At 70.8% G+C, this 16,869-nt stretch carries 15 protein-coding genes; 8 read left to right on the top strand and 7 right to left on the bottom strand.

Annotation, left to right across the window (positions count from 1 at the left end; genetic code table 11):
• Positions 1 to 29 precede the first annotated feature (29 nt).
• From ACWEPL_RS02445 to ACWEPL_RS02415, 7 genes are all read left to right on the top strand, one after another.
• Positions 30 to 1,580, top strand: a complete 1,551-nt coding sequence (locus ACWEPL_RS02445; protein ID WP_363976281.1) for a flavin monoamine oxidase family protein — start codon at positions 30 to 32, stop codon at positions 1,578 to 1,580.
• A gap of 70 nt (positions 1,581 to 1,650) precedes the next feature.
• Entirely contained in the window at positions 1,651 to 2,169 is a 519-nt protein-coding gene (locus tag ACWEPL_RS02440) for a YbaK/EbsC family protein (protein WP_350729537.1), read from the top strand.
• A gap of 132 nt (positions 2,170 to 2,301) precedes the next feature.
• Positions 2,302 to 4,257 (top strand): serine/threonine-protein kinase, encoded by a 1,956-nt coding sequence (locus ACWEPL_RS02435; protein ID WP_363976278.1) that lies wholly within the window; start codon positions 2,302 to 2,304, stop codon positions 4,255 to 4,257.
• Between the two features lie 16 nt (positions 4,258 to 4,273).
• Positions 4,274 to 6,079 carry a serine/threonine-protein kinase gene (locus ACWEPL_RS02430; protein WP_452434799.1) on the top strand — a complete coding sequence of 602 codons (1,806 nt, stop codon included), beginning with the start codon at positions 4,274 to 4,276 and terminating at the stop codon, positions 6,077 to 6,079.
• Positions 6,080 to 6,114: 35 nt separating this feature from the next.
• Positions 6,115 to 7,320, top strand: a complete 1,206-nt coding sequence (locus tag ACWEPL_RS02425; protein ID WP_452434797.1) for a serine/threonine-protein kinase — start codon at positions 6,115 to 6,117, stop codon at positions 7,318 to 7,320.
• Between the two features lie 195 nt (positions 7,321 to 7,515).
• The gene (locus ACWEPL_RS02420; RefSeq protein ID WP_350729545.1) at positions 7,516 to 8,295 is read left to right on the top strand and encodes an electron transfer flavoprotein subunit beta/FixA family protein; all 780 of its coding nucleotides are present in this window, start codon (positions 7,516 to 7,518) and stop codon (positions 8,293 to 8,295) included.
• 19 nt (positions 8,296 to 8,314) lie between these two features.
• A complete protein-coding gene (locus ACWEPL_RS02415; protein ID WP_350729546.1) occupies positions 8,315 to 9,268 on the top strand; it encodes an electron transfer flavoprotein subunit alpha/FixB family protein in 954 nt (317 codons plus the stop codon).
• A 195-nt stretch (positions 9,269 to 9,463) separates the two neighbouring features.
• On the opposite strand, the gene ACWEPL_RS02410 is transcribed toward ACWEPL_RS02415, so the two are convergent.
• Complete coding sequence (locus ACWEPL_RS02410; protein ID WP_363976268.1) at positions 9,464 to 10,258, bottom strand: ArsR/SmtB family transcription factor; 795 nt, start codon at positions 10,256 to 10,258, stop codon at positions 9,464 to 9,466.
• Positions 10,259 to 10,568: 310 nt separating this feature from the next.
• On the opposite strand from ACWEPL_RS02410, the gene ACWEPL_RS02405 reads away from it, so the two are divergent.
• Positions 10,569 to 11,441 carry a hypothetical protein gene (locus ACWEPL_RS02405; RefSeq protein WP_452434795.1) on the top strand — a complete coding sequence of 291 codons (873 nt, stop codon included), beginning with the start codon at positions 10,569 to 10,571 and terminating at the stop codon, positions 11,439 to 11,441.
• Positions 11,442 to 11,535: 94 nt separating this feature from the next.
• On the opposite strand, the gene ACWEPL_RS02400 is transcribed toward ACWEPL_RS02405, so the two are convergent.
• The 6 genes from ACWEPL_RS02400 to ACWEPL_RS02375 form a co-directional block, all read right to left on the bottom strand.
• Positions 11,536 to 11,895: a hypothetical protein gene (locus ACWEPL_RS02400; RefSeq protein WP_350729553.1), complete on the bottom strand. Its 360-nt coding sequence runs from the start codon at positions 11,893 to 11,895 to the stop codon at positions 11,536 to 11,538.
• Positions 11,896 to 11,957: 62 nt separating this feature from the next.
• Positions 11,958 to 12,779, bottom strand: coding sequence for a helix-turn-helix domain-containing protein (locus ACWEPL_RS02395; RefSeq protein WP_452434794.1), 822 nt, complete (start codon positions 12,777 to 12,779; stop codon positions 11,958 to 11,960).
• 59 nt (positions 12,780 to 12,838) lie between these two features.
• Positions 12,839 to 14,380: an ATP-binding protein gene (locus ACWEPL_RS02390; RefSeq protein ID WP_452434792.1), complete on the bottom strand. Its 1,542-nt coding sequence runs from the start codon at positions 14,378 to 14,380 to the stop codon at positions 12,839 to 12,841.
• Entirely contained in the window at positions 14,377 to 15,078 is a 702-nt protein-coding gene (locus tag ACWEPL_RS02385) for a response regulator transcription factor (protein WP_452434791.1), read from the bottom strand. Before ACWEPL_RS02385 ends, ACWEPL_RS02390 begins: the two co-directional genes overlap by 4 nt.
• 27 nt (positions 15,079 to 15,105) lie before the next feature.
• Complete coding sequence (locus tag ACWEPL_RS02380) at positions 15,106 to 15,870, bottom strand: hypothetical protein (RefSeq protein WP_363976249.1); 765 nt, start codon at positions 15,868 to 15,870, stop codon at positions 15,106 to 15,108.
• Entirely contained in the window at positions 15,867 to 16,766 is a 900-nt protein-coding gene (locus ACWEPL_RS02375; protein WP_452434789.1) for an ABC transporter ATP-binding protein, read from the bottom strand. The genes ACWEPL_RS02380 and ACWEPL_RS02375 overlap by 4 nt, the downstream gene beginning before the upstream one ends.
• Positions 16,767 to 16,869 lie beyond the last annotated feature (103 nt).

Genomic DNA, 16,869 nt, shown 5'->3' with positions numbered 1-16,869 from the left:
TCTGTGGAGTGCGGAGGGGAGACGGCGGCGTGGAGGGTGCGGCGCTGACCCGGCGGGGGTTGCTCGTCGGGATCGGGGCGGTGGGCGGCGCGGGCGCCATGTACGCCGCCATGGGCGCCCTCGGACTGGCGCCGTCCGAGCAGGACAAGCAGTTCGCCGCCCCCAGGCCGGGCGACTTCAGCCTGAGCGGCAAGGGGGCGGCGAAGGTCGTGATCCTCGGCGCCGGGGTGGCGGGGCTGACGGCCGCGTACGAGCTGGGCAAGGCCGGGTACGACTGCACGCTCCTGGAGGCCAGGGAGAAGCCGGGCGGGCGGAACCTCACGTTGCGCGGCGGCGACCGGCTGGCCGAGCTGAACGGGCCCGCCCAGGACGTGAAGTTCGGCGAGGGCGTCTACTTCAACGCCGGCCCCGGCCGGATCGCCCCCTGGATGGTGACCCTCGACTACTGCCGTGAGCTGGGCGTCCCCATCGAGACCTTCGTCAACAACAACGCCGCCGCCTACGTGCACACCAACAGCCGGACGGTGCGGGCGCGCACGGCCCGAGCCGACATGTATGGCTATATCGCTGAATTACTGGCTAAAGCGACAAATGTCGGTGCGCTGGACAAAACCGTCAGCAAGGCCGACCAGGAGACGCTGCTCGACTTTCTCCGGAGATTCGGCGACCTGGGCCCGAAGCACGAATACGAAGGGTCCATGCGCCGCGGTTTCACGAAATATCCGGCAATAGACACCGGCACCCCCCTCGACGCTCCGGGCACCCTCCACCAGGTCCTCGCCGCCGGCACCGGCCGGGCCATCACCAACGACTTCGGCTACGAACAGGCCACGCCCATGTTCCAGCCCGTCGGCGGCATGGACGCCATCGTCACCAAGCTGACGGAGGCGGTCGGCCGCGACCGGATCAGGACCGGCGCCAAGGTCACCAAGATCACCAGCCTGGCGGACGGCGTCGAGGTCGCCTGGGAGGGCGGCGGCATCAAGGCCGACTACTGCATCGCCGCCCTGCCGCCCCACATCCTCGCCAAGATCCCGCACAACCTCGGCGCCCAGGTCACCACCGCGCTCAGCACCCCGATCCCGGTCGCCGCCGGCAAGATCGGCTTGGAGTACGGCCGGCGCTGGTGGGAGCTGGAGGACCGCATCTACGGCGGCGTGACCGAGACCGACCTGGACATCACCCACATCTGGTACCCGTCCCACGGCTACCACTCCGAGCGCGGCCTCCTCGTCGGCTACTACAACACCGAGCGGAACGCCGAGCTGTACGCAGCCCTCACCCCCGAGGACAGAAGGCGCAGAGCGCTCACCCAGGGCAAGAAGATCCACGGCGACAAATACCGCCAGAACCTCCTGTCCGGCGTCTCCATCGCCTGGGACCGCCAGCCGCACATCCAGGGAGGCTGGGTGCGCTGGCCCGACTTTGATTCGTCCTTCACTTTTCTGCAACGCCCCGCCGGAAGGGTTTACTTCGCGGGCGACTGGCTCACCCATCTGATCGCATGGCAGGCGGGGGCCATGGAGTCCGCCCGCAGCGCCGTCACCCAGCTGCACCAGCGAGTGCTGCAGTCCGCCTGACGCCGCACGCCACCCCCGCGGCCACCGTAGGCTCCTGGGAGAAGCGATCTGCGGAGATAAAATCGAGGAGATGGGGATGGCGTTGCACTGGGTGCCCGCCAACGACCGGACCGACCTGCTGGCCGACCCGGTCGCGCTCGCCGTGCCGGAGTTGGAGGGCGTCGAAGTGGCCGAGATCGATCCTGAGCTGGCCGACACGGCGGCGTTCTGCGAGCGGTATGGCGTGACGCTCGACGAGTCGGCCAACTGCGTGGTCGTCGCGGCCAAGCGCGGCGGCGAGACGCGCTACGTGGCCTGCATGGTGCTCGCGACGATGCGCGTGGACGTCAACGGAGTCGTCCGCCGCCACCTCGACGCCCGGAAGGCGAGCTTCGCGCCGATGGCCGACGCGGTCGAGCTGACCGGCATGGAGTACGGCGGCATCACCCCGCTGGGCCTGCCCGCAGACTGGCCCATCCTGGTGGACACGCACGTCGCGGAGCATCCCAGAGTGGTGATCGGGAGCGGCGTGCGCAGGTCGAAACTGGCCGTGTCCGGTGCCGCGCTGGCCGGGCTGAAGAGCGCCGAGGTTCTGCCGCTGGCCGGTTGAGGGGAAACTGAAGCCGATTCGAGACCGTTGGATGGGAAACCGATGGCCCCTTTCTGGACGTTGTACGAGTGGGAATGTGGCCTCATGGTTCATCTCGTGGGCGGGGATTAAGCCGGTATGGTGCTTCATGCCATGAACGATGACCGACTAGGCCCTTACCGGCTGCTCAGGCGGCTCGGTGAAGGCGGGATGGGCGTTGTCCACCTCGCTGTCGACCCCCAGGGGCGGCAGGTGGCGGTCAAGGTCCTGCGCGGAGAGGTCGCCGGCGACGAGGTCGCCAGGCGGCGGCTTTCGCGCGAGGTCGAGACGATGCGGCGCGTGCGGAGCAAATACATCGCCGAGGTGCTCGACGCCGATGTCACCGGTCATCGCCCGTACATCGTCACCCGTTACGTCCCCGGTCGTCCCCTCGACGAGATCGTGAAGGACGACGGGCCCCTCGACCTGCCCTCGCTGGTCAAGCTCGCGCACGGGGTGGCCGCCGCGCTGGCCTCCGTGCACTCGGTGGGCGTGATCCACCGCGACCTCAAGCCCGGAAACGTGCTGATCCTCGACGGCGAGCCCGTCCTGATCGACTTCGGCATCGCCCAGGCGGTCGACGCGACCCGGCTGACGCAGACCGGCATGTTCATCGGCACGCCCGGCTACCTCGCGCCCGAGATCATCGAGGGCCAGGAGGCGGGGCCGGAGGTCGACGTGCACGCGTGGGCGGGCACGCTGCTGTTCGCCTCCACCGGCCAGCCGCCCTTCGGCAAGGGCACGCTGGAGATGATCTTCTACAACATCACCGCGGGCAAGGCCGACGTGAGCGCCGCCCCGGCGACGTTGCAGCCGCTGCTGAAGGCCGCGTTCCAGCGCAACCCGAACAAGCGCCCCAAGGCGGCCGACCTGGCCGAGCAGACCGCCCGGATGCTCCAGAAGACGCCGAGCAACTCGCCCGACGAGATCTCGACCGTTCCCCGGCCGACCGAGGCCCCGCCGGCGCAGGACAAGCCGTCGTACGACATCTCCACGCCGCCGGTGACGCCCAAGCGCCTGCTGGAGTCCCAGGAGCAGCCCACCGCGCCGCCGCAGGACCAGCAGTACGTCTCGCTCCTGCCCAACCAGCCGGACCCGTGGCCGACCCGCAGGGTGACGCCGGAGGAGCTGCGGCGCATCCAGCGCGAGAGCGGCCTGACCCCGCCGCCCTGGCAGCCGCAGCAGCCCGTCAACAACCACGGCCTCGTGGCCCCGCCGGGTGAGGGCGACGTGCCCACCCGACGGGTTCGCCCCGACTCGGCCGACTACGGACGGATCCACACGCCGGTCCCGAACGCCCAGGCGCCCCATGCCCAGGTGCCGAGCGCGGGTCCCGACGTGCCCGACTACGCCCGGCCCGGGCCGAGCCCGCTCCAGCCGCCCCCGTACATCCCGCCGCAGTACCCGCAGCCCGACCCGAGCACCAAGCGGGAGCCGTACATCCCGTCGGTCGCGCCGGGCAAGATGCTGCAGCGGTCGAGGGCCTACGGTGTGGCAGGCGCGATGCTGCTCGTCGTGATGATCGTGGCGGCCGTGATCGCGCCTGTGCTGGTCGCGGTCGTGGCGATCCCGGCCGCGATCCTGCTGCGCGCGGCCGACCTGGCCCAGCCCCAGCTGACCTCCCGCAGGGCCGCGGGGGCCGCGGCGCTCGACGTGGTCAGGGTGTTCGCCTTCCCCCAGGCGCTGGCCAAGTCGGTGGGCATCACGCTTGCACTCATGCTGTACGCGCTCATCCTGGGCCTTCCGGTGACGCTGCTGCTCACCGTGGTGGCCAGGATGGACCCGTCCAACGCCCTGGCCTGGGGCGCCGCGGTCGCGTTGTGGACCGTCTGCGCGGGCCCGGGAGTGGAGGGTCCTGGCAAACAAATGCGCAGAACGCTCTCATCGCTCGTACCCTCGAGGACAGCGGCGATGGTGATGGCGGGGGCTCTCGCGGCGGCCGCCGCGCTCTCGCTGATCCTCGCCGCCGGCACGTTCGGGGACAAGCCAAGGGGGGCCGTATGGACTCCGCTGAACGTCAATCCAGTGGTCAGACAGCTAGACGGGCTAAGGGGGAATCCCGGGGGATGACGCGGGGAAGGTGGCGATGAGCACCCAAGCACCAGAACGCCTGGGCCCGTACCGGCTGGTCAGGAAGATCGGCGAAGGTGGCATGGGGGTCGTCCACCTCGGTCTCGACGGCGAGGGCCGCGAAGTCGCCATCAAGGTCCTCCACCCGCACGTGGCCGCCGACCTCAAGGCGCGCGACCGGCTGACCCGCGAGGTCGAGACCATGCGCCGGGTGCGCAGCCCGCACGTCGCCGAGGTGATCGACGCCGAGCTCGTGGGCGGCCAGCCGTACGTCGTGACCCGCTTCGCCCCCGGCCGCACGCTGGAGGACACCGTCCTGGCCGACGGCCCGCTGGAGGCGCGCGAGGTCATCAGGCTCACCCAGGGCCTCTGCCAGGCGCTGGTGGCCATCCACACGGCCGACGTGATCCACCGCGACTTCAAGCCGTCCAACGTCATGCTGGTCAACGGCGAGCCGCTGGTCATCGACTTCGGCATCGCCCACCTGGTCAACGCGACCAGGCTGACCCAGACGGGCATGTTCGTCGGCACGCCGGGCTATCTGGCGCCCGAGATCATCCGTGACTCCGAGATCACCCAGGCTGCCGACGTGCACGCGCTGGCCTCGACGGTGTTCTTCGCCGCGACGGGGGCGCCGCCGTTCGGCACGGGAACGTTCGAGGCGGTCTGCTTCAACATCATGGAAGGGCGGGCGCAGATCGACAAGGCGCCCGCGTGGCTGCGCGGCTGGCTCGGCAGGGCGCTGCAGGTCGACCCCGCGTCCCGGCCCAGCGCGCACGAGCTGCTGCGGATGGCGAGGGCGCTCGACCCGGCCGTGACCACCTTCAACGAGACGTCCTTCGACGGGCCGACCGGCACCAAGCGCATGGGCGGCGGCACGCGGACCATGGACACGTTCTCCGATCTGCTGCCGCCGGTCGAGTACGGCAAGACCGCGCCGCCCCCGCAGCGGGAGGAGCGGCCGCCCACCCGCCGGGAGGAACGGCCGCCACCGCGCCGGGAGGAGCGGCCGCCGCCGTACGTGCCCGCGCCGGTCGCGGCCAGGCCGATGGCCCGCACCGACCAGCGGGTCGCGGGCTACCCGGCGCCGCCGCCCACCTCGCCGTCGCAGGTCAGGCCCTACACGCCGCCGCCTCAGTACACCCCGCCGTCCGAGCGGAAGAGATACCTGTTCGGCAGCCAGGTCGTGGGCCTGCTCCTGCTGGTCACGCTGGTGGCGCTGACCGTCATGATGCCGGTCATGGTCGGCGCGATCGCCGTCGCGCTCGCGCTGGTGCTGCGGCTCGGCGAATACCTCTTCGGTGACCTGGTCAAGCGGCGCCAGATGCGCGGCAGCAGCTCGGCCGACCCGCTGCTGGCGGTCGTCGGCACGCCCTGGGCACTGGTCAAGTCCGCGCTCGTGACGGCCGTGCACGTGCCGCTCGCGCTGCTGTTCGGCCTGTGCGTCTGGGGCCTGCTCCGCTGGGTGGGCGGGATGAGCGTCAACGAGGCGGCCTCGTTCGCGGCGGGCGCCTTCGCGGCCGGACTGTTCGTGCTGCCGGGCGGCGGCGCGCCGCGTCAGGCCGTCACCCGCACGCTCACCGGCGTGCTGCGCAGCCCCGGCGCGGCGCTGGTCGCGGTCGTGCTGGTGGGTACGGCGGCGCTGTTCGCGGTGATGTTCGCGCTGGGGCAGGACGCGTCGTGGTACCCGTGGCGGGCGCCGAAGACGGTCATCGACGAGCTGGCGAACAACGCCCAGCAGAGCACGATCGGCCTGATCACCGGGCTGATCGACAGCCTGCTCAGCGACCTCGGGCTGGGGTTCCTGACTCCCTGGTCCTGAGTGTCCCCATCGGCTCTCGGGGGGAGAGATGAGGTATGAGCGAGCACCTCGGCCCATATGAGCTTCTTTCCAAGCTCGGGGCGGGCGGGTTCGGCGAGGTGCATCTCGCCCTCGACGCCGAGGGACGTACGGTCGCGGTCAAGGTGCTCCATCCCCACGTCATAGCCGACGGCGGGGCGCTGGCCCGGCTGGCGCGCGAGGTGGAGACCATGCGCCGGGTCGGCGGGTCGCACGTGGCGGAGGTGCTCGACGCCTCGCTGGAGGGCGCCCGGCCCTACCTCGTGACCCGCTACGTCCAGGGCCGCCCGCTCAGCGCCACGCCCGTGCCCGTGGCCGACCTGCGCAGGCTGGCCTCCGGGCTGGCCGACGCGCTGCTCGCCATGCACGAGTCCGGCGTGGTGCACCGCGATCTCAAACCGGCCAACGTGATGATGGCCGATGGCGAGCCCGTCGTCATCGACTTCGGCATCGCCAGCGCGCTCGACTCGCTGTCGGTCACGGCCTCCGGCGCCGTGGTGGGCACGCCCGGCTACCTGGCCCCCGAGGTGCTGGAGGGCAAGAGCGCGGGCATGGAGGCCGACGTGTTCTCCTTCGGGGCGACGCTGGCGTACGCGGCGACGGGGCGGCAGCCGTACGGGCAGGGGCCCGCCTCCGCGGTGGCCTACCGGGTCGTGCACCATTCGCCCGACCTGGAGGGCGTCCCCGAGTGGCTGGCGCCGCTGTTACGCGAGTGCCTGTCCACCGACCCTGCCGCGCGGCCGACGGCCGCGCAGCTCTGCGCCAGGCTGGGGGTCGAGCCGGTCTCCCACGTACGGCAGGTCCCGCCCCGGGCGGCGAGCGCCGCCGACGACCTGGCCACGAGGGAGTGGCGGCTGGGCAGGGGACGGCCGCGCAGGTCCGTGGAGGAGTCCAGGGCCAGGCACCGGGAGAAGGTGCGCAGGCGCTGGCTGATCGGTTCGGGACTGTTCGTGTCGCTGCTGGCCGCTGCCGCCCGCGAGCCGCTGCCCGAGGTGGCGCTGTTCCTGCTGGCGGCGTACGCGCTGGCCGTGGTGGCCGACGCCGGGGTGGCGCTGTTCTCGAAAAGCCTGTTCCGGCGCAGCCGCATGATCACGGATCTGGTCAGCGTGGCGGGTGCCGTGGGACTGTGTTTCGGGCTGGCGACGGTGTTCAGCACGTTCACGCTGGCGCTGTTCGCGGGTACGGCACTGGTGGTGGGGGTCGTGTTCCTGCTGTCGGCCTAGACCGAACAAAGTTCTGTATAGTGGGTGGCTGCGGGTTTGCAGTTAAGCTACTCATGGGTAACATAACTGGCGAAAGCTTGGGCAGACCCTCTGTCAGTGGCCCGGTGGGCACCTGGCAGTCTGGACAGCATTGCATTCGGCGCCCGCCGCAACGAGGCGGTGGCGCACGCGAACACGGGAGGTCGGCCACCGGCCATGAACATCGTCGTCTGCGTGAAGCAGGTCCCCGACACTGCGACCGAGCGCAAGCTGCGGTCCGATGACAAGACGCTCGACCGCGACGCCGTCGACGGCGTGGTCAACGAGCTTGACGAGTACGCGGTCGAGGAGGCGCTGCGGCTCAAGGAGGCCCACGGTGGTGAGGTGACCGTGCTCACCATGGGCCCCGGCAAGGCCACCGAGACCATCCGCAAGGCGCTGGCCATGGGCGCCGACAAGGCCGTCCACCTCAGCGACGACGCGCTGCACGGCTCCGACGCGCTGTCCACCTCGTACGCGATGGCGCAGGTGCTCAAGAAGATCGGGTTCGACCTGGTCATCCTGGGCTCCGAGTCCACCGACGCGCGCACCGGCGTGCTGGCCGCGATGCTGGCCGAGCGCCTCGGCACCCCGCAGCTCACGCTGGCCAACAAGGTCGACGTCGAAGGCTCCTCGATCGCCGTCCAGCGCATCACCGACTACGGCTTCGACAAGGTCGAGGCCACGCTGCCGGCCGTCGTCTCCGTGGTCGAGAAGATCAACGAGCCGCGCTACCCGTCGTTCAAGGGCATCATGGCCGCCAAGAAGAAGCCGGTCGAGACGCTGGCCATCGGCGACGCCTCCATCGACGCCGCCCAGGTGGGCCTGGCCGCCGCGTGGTCCTCGGTCGTCGACTTCGCCGCCGCCCCGCCGCGCGCGGCCGGCACGATCGTCAAGGACGAGGGCGACGGTGGCGCGAAGGCCGCCGACTACCTCGCGTCCAAGAAGTTCATCTGAGAACGGGAGTTTTGCTGATATGTCGGAGATTCTCGTTCTCGTCGAGCAGGTCGAAGGCGAGGTCAAGAAGGTCACGCTGGAGCTGCTGACCCTGGCCCGCTCGCTCGGCACCCCCTCCGCCGTCTGGGCGGGCCCCGGCCTCACCGCCGAGGCCAAGGCCAGGCTCGCCGAGTACGGCGCTGACAAGATCTACGTCGCCGCGTCGAGCGACATCGTCGACTACGTGGTCGCGCCCAAGGCCGAGCTGCTCGCCCAGCTCGTCGCCGCCACGTCCCCGGCCGCCGTGCTCGTGGCCGCCACGTCCGAGGGCAAGGAGGTCGCCGGCCGCCTGGCCGTCAAGACCGACTCCGGCGTCATCACCGACGCCGTGGGCCTGGGCGAGGGCTTCGTCGCCGACCAGTCCATCTTCGGCGGCGGCATCAACGTGCAGTCCAAGGTGAGCAAGGGCACGCCGATCGTCGCCGTACGCCCCAACTCGACCGCCCCCGAGGCCGCCCCCGCCGCCGGCACCGAGGAGGAGGTGTCGGTCACCCTGTCCGACGCCGCCAAGGCGGCCCGCATCGTCGAGCGGGTCAAGCAGGAGAAGGGTGCCCGGCCGGAGCTGACCGAGGCCGCGATCGTGGTCTCGGGCGGGCGCGGCGTCGGCTCCGCCGACAACTTCTCGATCATCGAGGGCCTGGCCGACTCGCTCGGCGCCGCCGTCGGCGCCTCCCGCGCCGCCACGGACGCCGGCTGGTACCCGCACCAGTTCCAGGTGGGGCAGACGGGCAAGACGGTGTCGCCGCAGCTGTACATCGCGGCGGGCATCTCGGGCGCCATCCAGCACCGGGCCGGCATGCAGACGGCCAAGACGATCGTCGCGATCAACAAGGACCCGGAGGCCCCGATCTTCGAGCTGGCCGACTACGGCGTGGTGGGCGACCTCCACCAGGTCGTGCCGCAGCTCACCGAGGAGATCAACAAGCGCAAGTAGCTGCAGGGGGAAGGCACGGTCTTCGCGCTATAGCGCTCGGGCTGTGACTTTGGGGGGCACGGCCGGGGCACGGCCCCCCAAGCCCTTGGCTTCAAGGCGCGTTCCTCGCGGTGGGGGCGCTTCGCGCATGGGGCTCGGGCTGTGACATTGGGGGCGCGGGCACCTCGCGATGTCGTCGAGCCCTGATCGGGCAGGTCACGCATCCTCCGGCAGCGGTTCGCCGGTCTCCAGCAGCGACTTCAGGCTCGCCACCACGTTCGGCCAGCCGTGGCTGACCATCTCGGCCAGGCTCGATCCGGGCTCGAAGCCGTCGTGCATGACGGTGAGCTTCACGACCTGCGCGGCGGCCTCCTCAATGGTGAAGGTGACCTTCGACCGGGCCTCGCCAGACAGCCGGGCGAGCATCTCCTCGTCCCAGCCGAAGCGCTTGGCGAGCTCCGGGGTGATGGCGTGCCAGGTGTAGGAGAGCCGGCTGTAGGGTTCGGCCTCCAGCACGACCTGCTCCGGGTCGCTGATCAGCACGCCGTGGTTGTCCCAGGTCATCGCCGAGCCGACGGACCAGTCCGTGGTGAACTCCGTGGCCCAGTATCGGCGGGTGAAGGCGGGCTCGGTCAGCGCCTGCCAGAGCTTCTGCGGGGTGGTGCGGATGTAGGTGGTGTAGACGAAGGTCGGGGCGTCCATCGGGGTCTCCTCAAGGGCGAGTTTCAGGTCCGCCAGGGCTTGGACCCTGGCCTGGTCGTAGCGGCTGATCCACCGGTGGGCGATCTCGTGCACGGGCGCGGCGTTGAGGTAGTGCAGCTTCTCCCGGCCCCGCCGCACGGTGGCGACGAGCCCGGCCTCCTCCAGCACCGCGAGATGCTTGCTGACGGACTGCCTGGCCATGTCGAGCCCGGCGCACAGCTCGCGCAGCGTCTGCCCGTTGCGGGCGTTGAGCGAGTCGAGCAGCGCGCGCCGGCTCGGATCGGCCAGCGCCTTGAACACCTCGTCCATGTCCGCCCTCGTACCTGGGTTGCCGCTTGTCGATATGCAGCCTTTCGGCTGCCTTTAATTTAGGCAGCCAGATGGCTGCCTGTCAACACGCGCGGCTGGCGGGAGCTGATCATCCCCGGGGCGGCGGTCATGTGGGCGGAATGCTCGGGATCATCGGATGTCGCAACCTTCGAGAGGTCGACAGTCCAGGCCGACGCTGGGAGGCGTCTCGCACAGAGAAGTAAGTTCCGTTGCCATTCTCGTAACTTTAAGTGCTGGACATGTGACAATAAGTGTCATGCCGTCCCCCCGACATGACGCCCTCGTCCAGATGTTCACTGACCGTCCCCTGCTGGCGGTGGAGGTCTTGCGTGATCTTCTGGGAGTCGAGTTGCCCGCCACCCAGCTGGTCCGGCTGGAGAAGTCCACCTTCAACACTCGCCCCTCCGACGACCTGGAGTCCGATCTGGTCGTTGTCATGGGGCCGCCGCAGACCGCCGCGCACGCCATCATCCTGGAGGTCCAGCAGGACAAGTCCAAGGATCCTCTGCAATTGGCGCGCTACGCTGCCGCGCTGTGGCTCATGCTGCGCTGTGATGTCACGGTCTTGCTCGTCTGCCCCGATCGTGGTGTTGCCGTCCATTACGCGAAACCCGTCGATTCAGGGTTGAGCGGCTACCGCCTGCAAGCACAGGTGTTGGGGCCGGATGACATTCCGGTCATCACCGATCCTCAGGAGGCTGTCGCTCGCCCGGGTCTGTCGATCATGGCGGTCATGGCCCACGGTCGTGACCCCAAGGTGGTGGAGGCTTTCGCCATGGCGCTGACAGAGCTGCGTGATGAACACGCTGCGAAGTACTATGAATACGCTTACAGCATGTCCGCGCCCGAAGTGCGGCGCCTCCTGGAGGAGATCATCATGACGTCCACCACCTGGCCCGTCTACAGCCCCTTCGCCCGCGAGCACTACGGCCGCGGCCAGGAAGAAGGCAAGGCGGAGGGCGTGGCAGAAGGCAAGGCGGAGGAGGCGGTCAGGATGCTTCTGCTGGTGCTGGGCGCCCGTGGCTTCGACATTCCGGATGACATGCGCACCCGGATCTCCACCTGCGCTGATCTGGCCCAGTTGGAATCATGGGCCACCCGTGCGGTGACCGCCCAGTCCCTCGAGGACCTGTTCGACGAGACCGGTGCACAGCACTGCTAGGGCTCACCTGGGACAGCATCGATCTCACTGACCAAGAGCTGCGGGCCTCCCACCAGCTCAACCGCCGCCCGGTCGGGCTCGGACTGCGGCGCGATCAATGAACAAGCGTGTGAACCAGCACGTCGAAGTGCAGGACGTGGGGGTCCGAGTCCAGCAGCGTCGCGCGGGCGGGCGGGGTGACGCGTTCGCGGGTGTGGTCCGCGCCCGCGAACGCCTTGACCGTGTCCAGGGAGTCGAACAGCGTGACGGTCGTCAGCTCCATGGCCTCCGCGTCGTGGCGGGCCAGGAGGTACGCGCCGCGGAAGCCGGGCAGCCCCCGAAGGTCGTGCATCACCTCTGACTCGAACACCTGCTGATATCTGCTGGTCGCCGCAGTGCCGGTGGTCCTGGCGCGCCATACTCGGGCGATCATGATCGGCTCGTTCTCCTTCACCGTACGGGGATCGGACGTCACCGAGTCTCGTCCCCGTCGTATGGCCGCCGCTTGAAGATCCTTGCTCGAATGAGGTCGCATCGTCAGCGCGGCGGGACCGCCAGCATGCGGCGCACGGCCACCGGTGTCAGCCCGCACTCCCCACGGATCGTGCGCGTCAGATGGGCGTGATCGGCGAAGCCCAGGTCGGCGGCGAGAGAGGCCAGATCATCGTGCCCCGCCTCGATGGCCTCGAGCGCGCGCATGGTGCGGATGCGATTGCGGTACGCCGTCAGGGTCACCCCGGTCTCCTGGCGGAAGGCGCGGCTCAGGTGATAGGGCGACCAGCCGACGCGCCGGGCCAGATCACGCAGGGAGGCGCTCAGATCGTCGGCGATGAGCGTGCGCACCGACTCCACCAGGGCCCGCCGTCGCGCCAGTGTGGCGGCCCGGCCGCGGGTCCGGTCCGGGTGGGCGCGGTGCCGAGCCTCGAACAGGTCGCCCATCAGGCCGATCACCATCTCGGCGAGTTCCGGGGAATCCGCACCCTTCCCGGCCCGTGACACCAGCAGCCGATGTGCGAGGGCCAGCCTGCCGTTGACCGGAAACGCCACGGCACGCGGCGGCTCGTCACCCGCAAGTTCGCGCATCAGGCCGGGTGAGCAGGTCACGGTCGTGCAGATGTCCTCGATCCCGGGGCGGTGGGCGATGCTCAGCTCCTGGCCCACGCCGCCGAGGTAGGCCAGCGCAGGATCGGCCAGCAGGACCTGATCGTCCACACGGGCCCGGAAGGCGCCGCTTCGTACCAGCACCACGCGGTACGCCGTCGCCACCTCGGGCGGCGACCACGTCTCGCTCTCGGTCCGGATCCTGACCCGCTCCAGCGAGAACCCGTCTCCGGCCGCGAGGTTCGTCACCGTCCGCATGCCACAACGCTACTCGCGGCCCGGACTCCGGCGACGGCCGCTGGTGGCGCGCGCCGGCGTCAGCGCGGGTCGGCGACCGGGAGGCGTACCTGGAAGGCCGCGCCCCTGCCCGGCGAGGAGCGGAGCTCCACCCGGCCCCCGTGGGCCGTGACGATGGAGCGGACTATCGCCAGTCCGAGTCCCGCGCCCCCCGTCGCGCGGGCGCGGGAGGCGTCCGCGCGGTAGAAGCGGTCGAAGACGCGGGCCTCCTCCTCAGGGCTCAGCCCGGGCCCCTCGTCCTCGATGACCAGGACCGACTCACCGCCGTCCGTCCCGACGCCGATCCGTACCGGGGTGCCGGCGGGTGTGTGGGTGATGGCGTTGCCGACGAGGTTGCTGACGACCTGTCGCAGGCGGGCTTCGTCCCCCAGCACGGGCGCGGACGCCGCCGGGCCGCCGGACGGGCCGGTGAAGGCGACGGGCCTGGACGGGTCGAGCGCGGCGAAGTCGTGGCGGGCGTCGGCGGCCAGCGTACGGAGGTCCATGGGGGTGAGGTCGAGCCCCGGCCCGTCGCTCTCGTCGAGGCCGGCGAGCAGCAGCAGGTCCTCCACCAGCCGGGCCAGGCGGCCCGACTCGCTCTCGATGCGGGCCAGCGCGGGTCCCGCCTCGGTGCCGCCCATGCGGTAGAGCTCCGAGAAGCCCTTGATGCCGAACAGCGGGGTGCGCAGCTCGTGGCTGACATCCGCCACGAACCTGCGCATCCTGGCCTCCGACTCCACCTTCGCCGCGACGCCCTGCTCGATCTGGGCCAGCATCTTGTTGAGCGAGCGGGCCAGCCGGCCCACCTCGGTGGAGAGGCCGGCCGGCTCGGGTACGCGCCTGGTCAGGTCGCCGTCCGCGATGGCCGCCGCCGTCTCCTCCACCCGCCGCAGCGGAGCCAGCCCGGCCCTGATGGCGACCCCGCCGACGAGCGCGAGCACGCCGAGCAGGACGGCGCCCGTGAGGAGACAGGCCGCCCGGAGGCGGTCGACCGTGGTGTGCAGCTCGGCGAGCGAGACCGCCGCCACCACCGCGGTGTGATCGGCCGGACCGAGACTCGTGCCGCCGGAGCCAGAGCCAGAGCCAGAGTCGGAGCCAGAGCCAGAGCCAGAGCCAGAGCCGGAGCCAGAGCCGGGGCCGGGGCCGGAGCCGGAGCGCGGGCCGTTCGTGTCGGCGCGGGGCAGCGCCACCGCCCGCCACTCGTCGCCGTCCGTGCCGTTCACCGTGAACGGCTGCCCGGCGCGGGCCGCCACCGCGGCGCTGTCGAGTCGGGGCAGCGCGGGCCCGGCGAGGTCACCGAGCTCGCGGAGAACGGACCCGTCCGCCGCCAGGTAGGCCACGAACCCCTTCCCCATCAGGTCGAACGGCCCGGCCGGGAGCGGGCTGCTCGCCAGCTTCACGACCAGGTCCGGCGGGATCGCGGACGCCGCCTTGCCCATCGGCTCCAACTGGGCGTCGACGCGCGTCATGAGCTGGGTCTCGAGCTGACGCAGCACCACCGAGCTGATCACCACCAGGCCGACCACCAGCAGCGCGACCGCGATGGCCAGCAGCCGGGCGGCGAGCGACAGCCGGCCGATCATCGCTTGGGCTTGCGCAGGACATAGCCGACGCCGTGGACGGTGTGGATCAGCTTGGGTTCGCCGGCGTCGAGCTTGCGCCGCAGGTAGCTCACGTACGTGTCCACGATGCTCGTGTCGCCGGCGAAGTCGTAGCGCCACACGTGCTCCAGGATCTGGGTCTTGGGCAGCACCCGCCCGGCGTTGAGCACCAGGTGGAGCAGGAGGCGGAACTCCGTGGGCGACAGCCGTACCGGACGTCCTGCCCTGGTGACCTGGTGGCCGTCGGGATCGACCTCGAGGTCCCCGACCACCAGCGTGGAATCGTCGGGGGCCGCGCCCGTGCGGCGGAGGATGGCCCTGATGCGGGCCAGTAGCTCCTCCAGGTCGAACGGCTTGGTCACGTAGTCGTCGCCGCCCAGCCGCAGCCCGTTGATCTTGTCGGCCGTGGCGTCCCGCGCCGTGAGGAACAGCACGGGCACCGGACCGGGCCGCCCGCCGCCCCTGGGCAGGCTCCGCAGCCGGCGGATCACCTCGAACCCATCGAGATCGGGCAGCATGACATCGAGCAGGACCAGGTCCGGCGGGTCGAGCCGGGCCGCCTCCAGCGCCTGCGCGCCGTTCTCCGCCGAGCTCACCGTGAAGCCGGCGAACCGCAGCGTCGCGGAGAGCAGCTCCTTGACGGTGGGCTCGTCGTCGACCACGAGCAGCCGTTCTCCCACGAGAGGCACCTCCCCGGTCCAGCGTAGTCAGGCGTCGCGATTCTTGAGCTGGACGTACGCGGCGACCAGCATGACCGCCACGAACCCGACCAGCAGCCCGAACCCCAGCGCCCCCGGCAGCTCGGATTTCCCGGAGACGGCCTGGAGGGCGGCCATGCTCGGCCAGTAGACGCCGATGAGATCGCGCAGGAAGCCGGGCGAGGCCCCGGCCATGACGGGGAGCAGGAGGAAGGCGGTGCTGACGTTCGCGGCGGGGGCCGTGCCGCGCAGCAGGACGCCCAGCGCCAGGCCGAACAGCGCGAGGAGTGTCAGCACGAGCGGCCCGAACAGCAGCAGCCGCAGCGCGACAGGATCGCCTGGCAGGACGGACGGCGCGCCGCCCGCGGACAGCGTCAGCTGGCTCGTCGTGAACATCAGCCACACCGCGGCCACGCTCACCGGCAGCGCGGTCAGCACGGTGATCCCGCACTTGGCCGCCAGCAGCCGGCCGCGACTGCTCACGGCGGCCAGGCTGGCCCGCATCGTGCCGGAGCCGTACTCGGAGGAGGCCACCAGCACGCCCAGCGCCGCCACCAGCAGCTGCACGATGAACACGCCGCGCATGCCCAGGTCCAGCGGCTGGAAGTCGAGCCGCTCCTGCGCCGTGGCCGTGGCGTACTCCTTGGCGGCCGTGGTGCTGAACAGCCACCCCAGCAGCCCCGCGACGGCGGCGGTGGCCACCGACAGCACCATGGTGGACCGGATGCTGCTGAACTTGGTCCACTCCGCTTTCAGCACCCCCGCGTCGATCATCGTGCCGCCCCGTACTCGACGCTCTCCCGGGTGAGCTCCATGAACGTCTCCTCCAGCGACGCGCGGCGGGGGGCCAGCTCGAACAGCGGCACGCCCTCGGCCGCCGCCAGCCGTCCGACGTCGGGTGCCGTCATGCCGGTGACCAGCAGCTCGTCGGCGCCGCCGGGCCGGACGTGGGCGCCGGACAGCTCCAGGCGCCGGGCGAAGGAGGCGGCGTTGGGCGTGCGTACGAACACCGCCGCCCCGCCCTCGGTGAAGTCGTCGATCTCCCCCTCCGCGATGAGCCGGCCCTTGCCGATCACCACGAGGCGGTCCGCGGTCAGCGCCATCTCGCTCATCAGGTGGCTGGACACCAGCACCGTGCGCCCTTCCGCGGCCAGCCCGCGGATGACCGTGCGGATCCACAGGACGCCTTCGGGGTCCAGGCCGTTGACGGGCTCGTCGAGCATCAGCACCGGCGGATCCCCGAGCAGTGCCGCGGCGATGCCCAGCCGCTGTCCCATGCCCAGCGAGAACTCGCCAGCCTTCCTGCCCGCCACCGCCGTGAGCCCGACCAGGTCCAGCACCTCGGCGACGCGGAGGTCGGGGATGGCGTTCGTCTGGGCGAGGTAGAGCAGGTGTTTGTACGCGCTGCGCCTCGGGTGCACGGCCTGCGCCTCCAGCATCGAGCCGACCTCGCGCAGCGGGTGGCGGAGCTCGTGGTGGGCACGGCCGTTGATCGTGGCGGTGCCGGAGGTGGGCAGGTCGAGGCCGAGGATCATGCGCATCGTGGTGGTCTTGCCCGCGCCGTTCGGGCCCAGGAAGCCGGTGACTTGCCCCGGGCGCACCGTGAAGGTGAGATCGTCCACGGCGAGCACGTCGCCGTAGCGTTTGGTCAGTCCGTCGAGCTGGATCATGGGTCCAGCGTGGGGGCGGCGGTTGGGGGAGTTCTGAGGAGTCTGTGAGTTGTCTGTGAGCCGGGCGCCCCCACGTGGGCGGTGGGGGCGCCGCCGGCCGCCG

It is taken from the genome of Nonomuraea sp. NPDC004186 (assembly GCF_053603495.1).
This window is presented reverse-complemented; position numbering and strand designations above follow the sequence as displayed.

Bases quoted from the DNA above. Each gene is read 5' to 3' on its own strand.
- ACWEPL_RS02440 (WP_350729537.1), top strand. From the start codon at position 1,651: ATGGGGATGGCGTTGCACTGGGTGCCCGCCAACGACCGGACCGACCTG.
- ACWEPL_RS02435 (WP_363976278.1), top strand. From the start codon at position 2,302: ATGAACGATGACCGACTAGGCCCTTACCGGCTGCTCAGGCGGCTCGGT.
- ACWEPL_RS02430 (WP_452434799.1), top strand. From the start codon at position 4,274: ATGAGCACCCAAGCACCAGAACGCCTGGGCCCGTACCGGCTGGTCAGG.
- ACWEPL_RS02425 (WP_452434797.1), top strand. From the start codon at position 6,115: ATGAGCGAGCACCTCGGCCCATATGAGCTTCTTTCCAAGCTCGGGGCG.
- ACWEPL_RS02420 (WP_350729545.1), top strand. From the start codon at position 7,516: ATGAACATCGTCGTCTGCGTGAAGCAGGTCCCCGACACTGCGACCGAG.
- ACWEPL_RS02415 (WP_350729546.1), top strand. From the start codon at position 8,315: ATGTCGGAGATTCTCGTTCTCGTCGAGCAGGTCGAAGGCGAGGTCAAG.
- ACWEPL_RS02410 (WP_363976268.1), bottom strand. From the start codon at position 10,258: ATGGACGAGGTGTTCAAGGCGCTGGCCGATCCGAGCCGGCGCGCGCTG.
- ACWEPL_RS02405 (WP_452434795.1), top strand. From the start codon at position 10,569: ATGTTCACTGACCGTCCCCTGCTGGCGGTGGAGGTCTTGCGTGATCTT.
- ACWEPL_RS02395 (WP_452434794.1), bottom strand. From the start codon at position 12,779: ATGCGGACGGTGACGAACCTCGCGGCCGGAGACGGGTTCTCGCTGGAG.
- ACWEPL_RS02390 (WP_452434792.1), bottom strand. From the start codon at position 14,380: ATGATCGGCCGGCTGTCGCTCGCCGCCCGGCTGCTGGCCATCGCGGTC.
- ACWEPL_RS02380 (WP_363976249.1), bottom strand. From the start codon at position 15,870: ATGATCGACGCGGGGGTGCTGAAAGCGGAGTGGACCAAGTTCAGCAGC.
- ACWEPL_RS02375 (WP_452434789.1), bottom strand. From the start codon at position 16,766: ATGATCCAGCTCGACGGACTGACCAAACGCTACGGCGACGTGCTCGCC.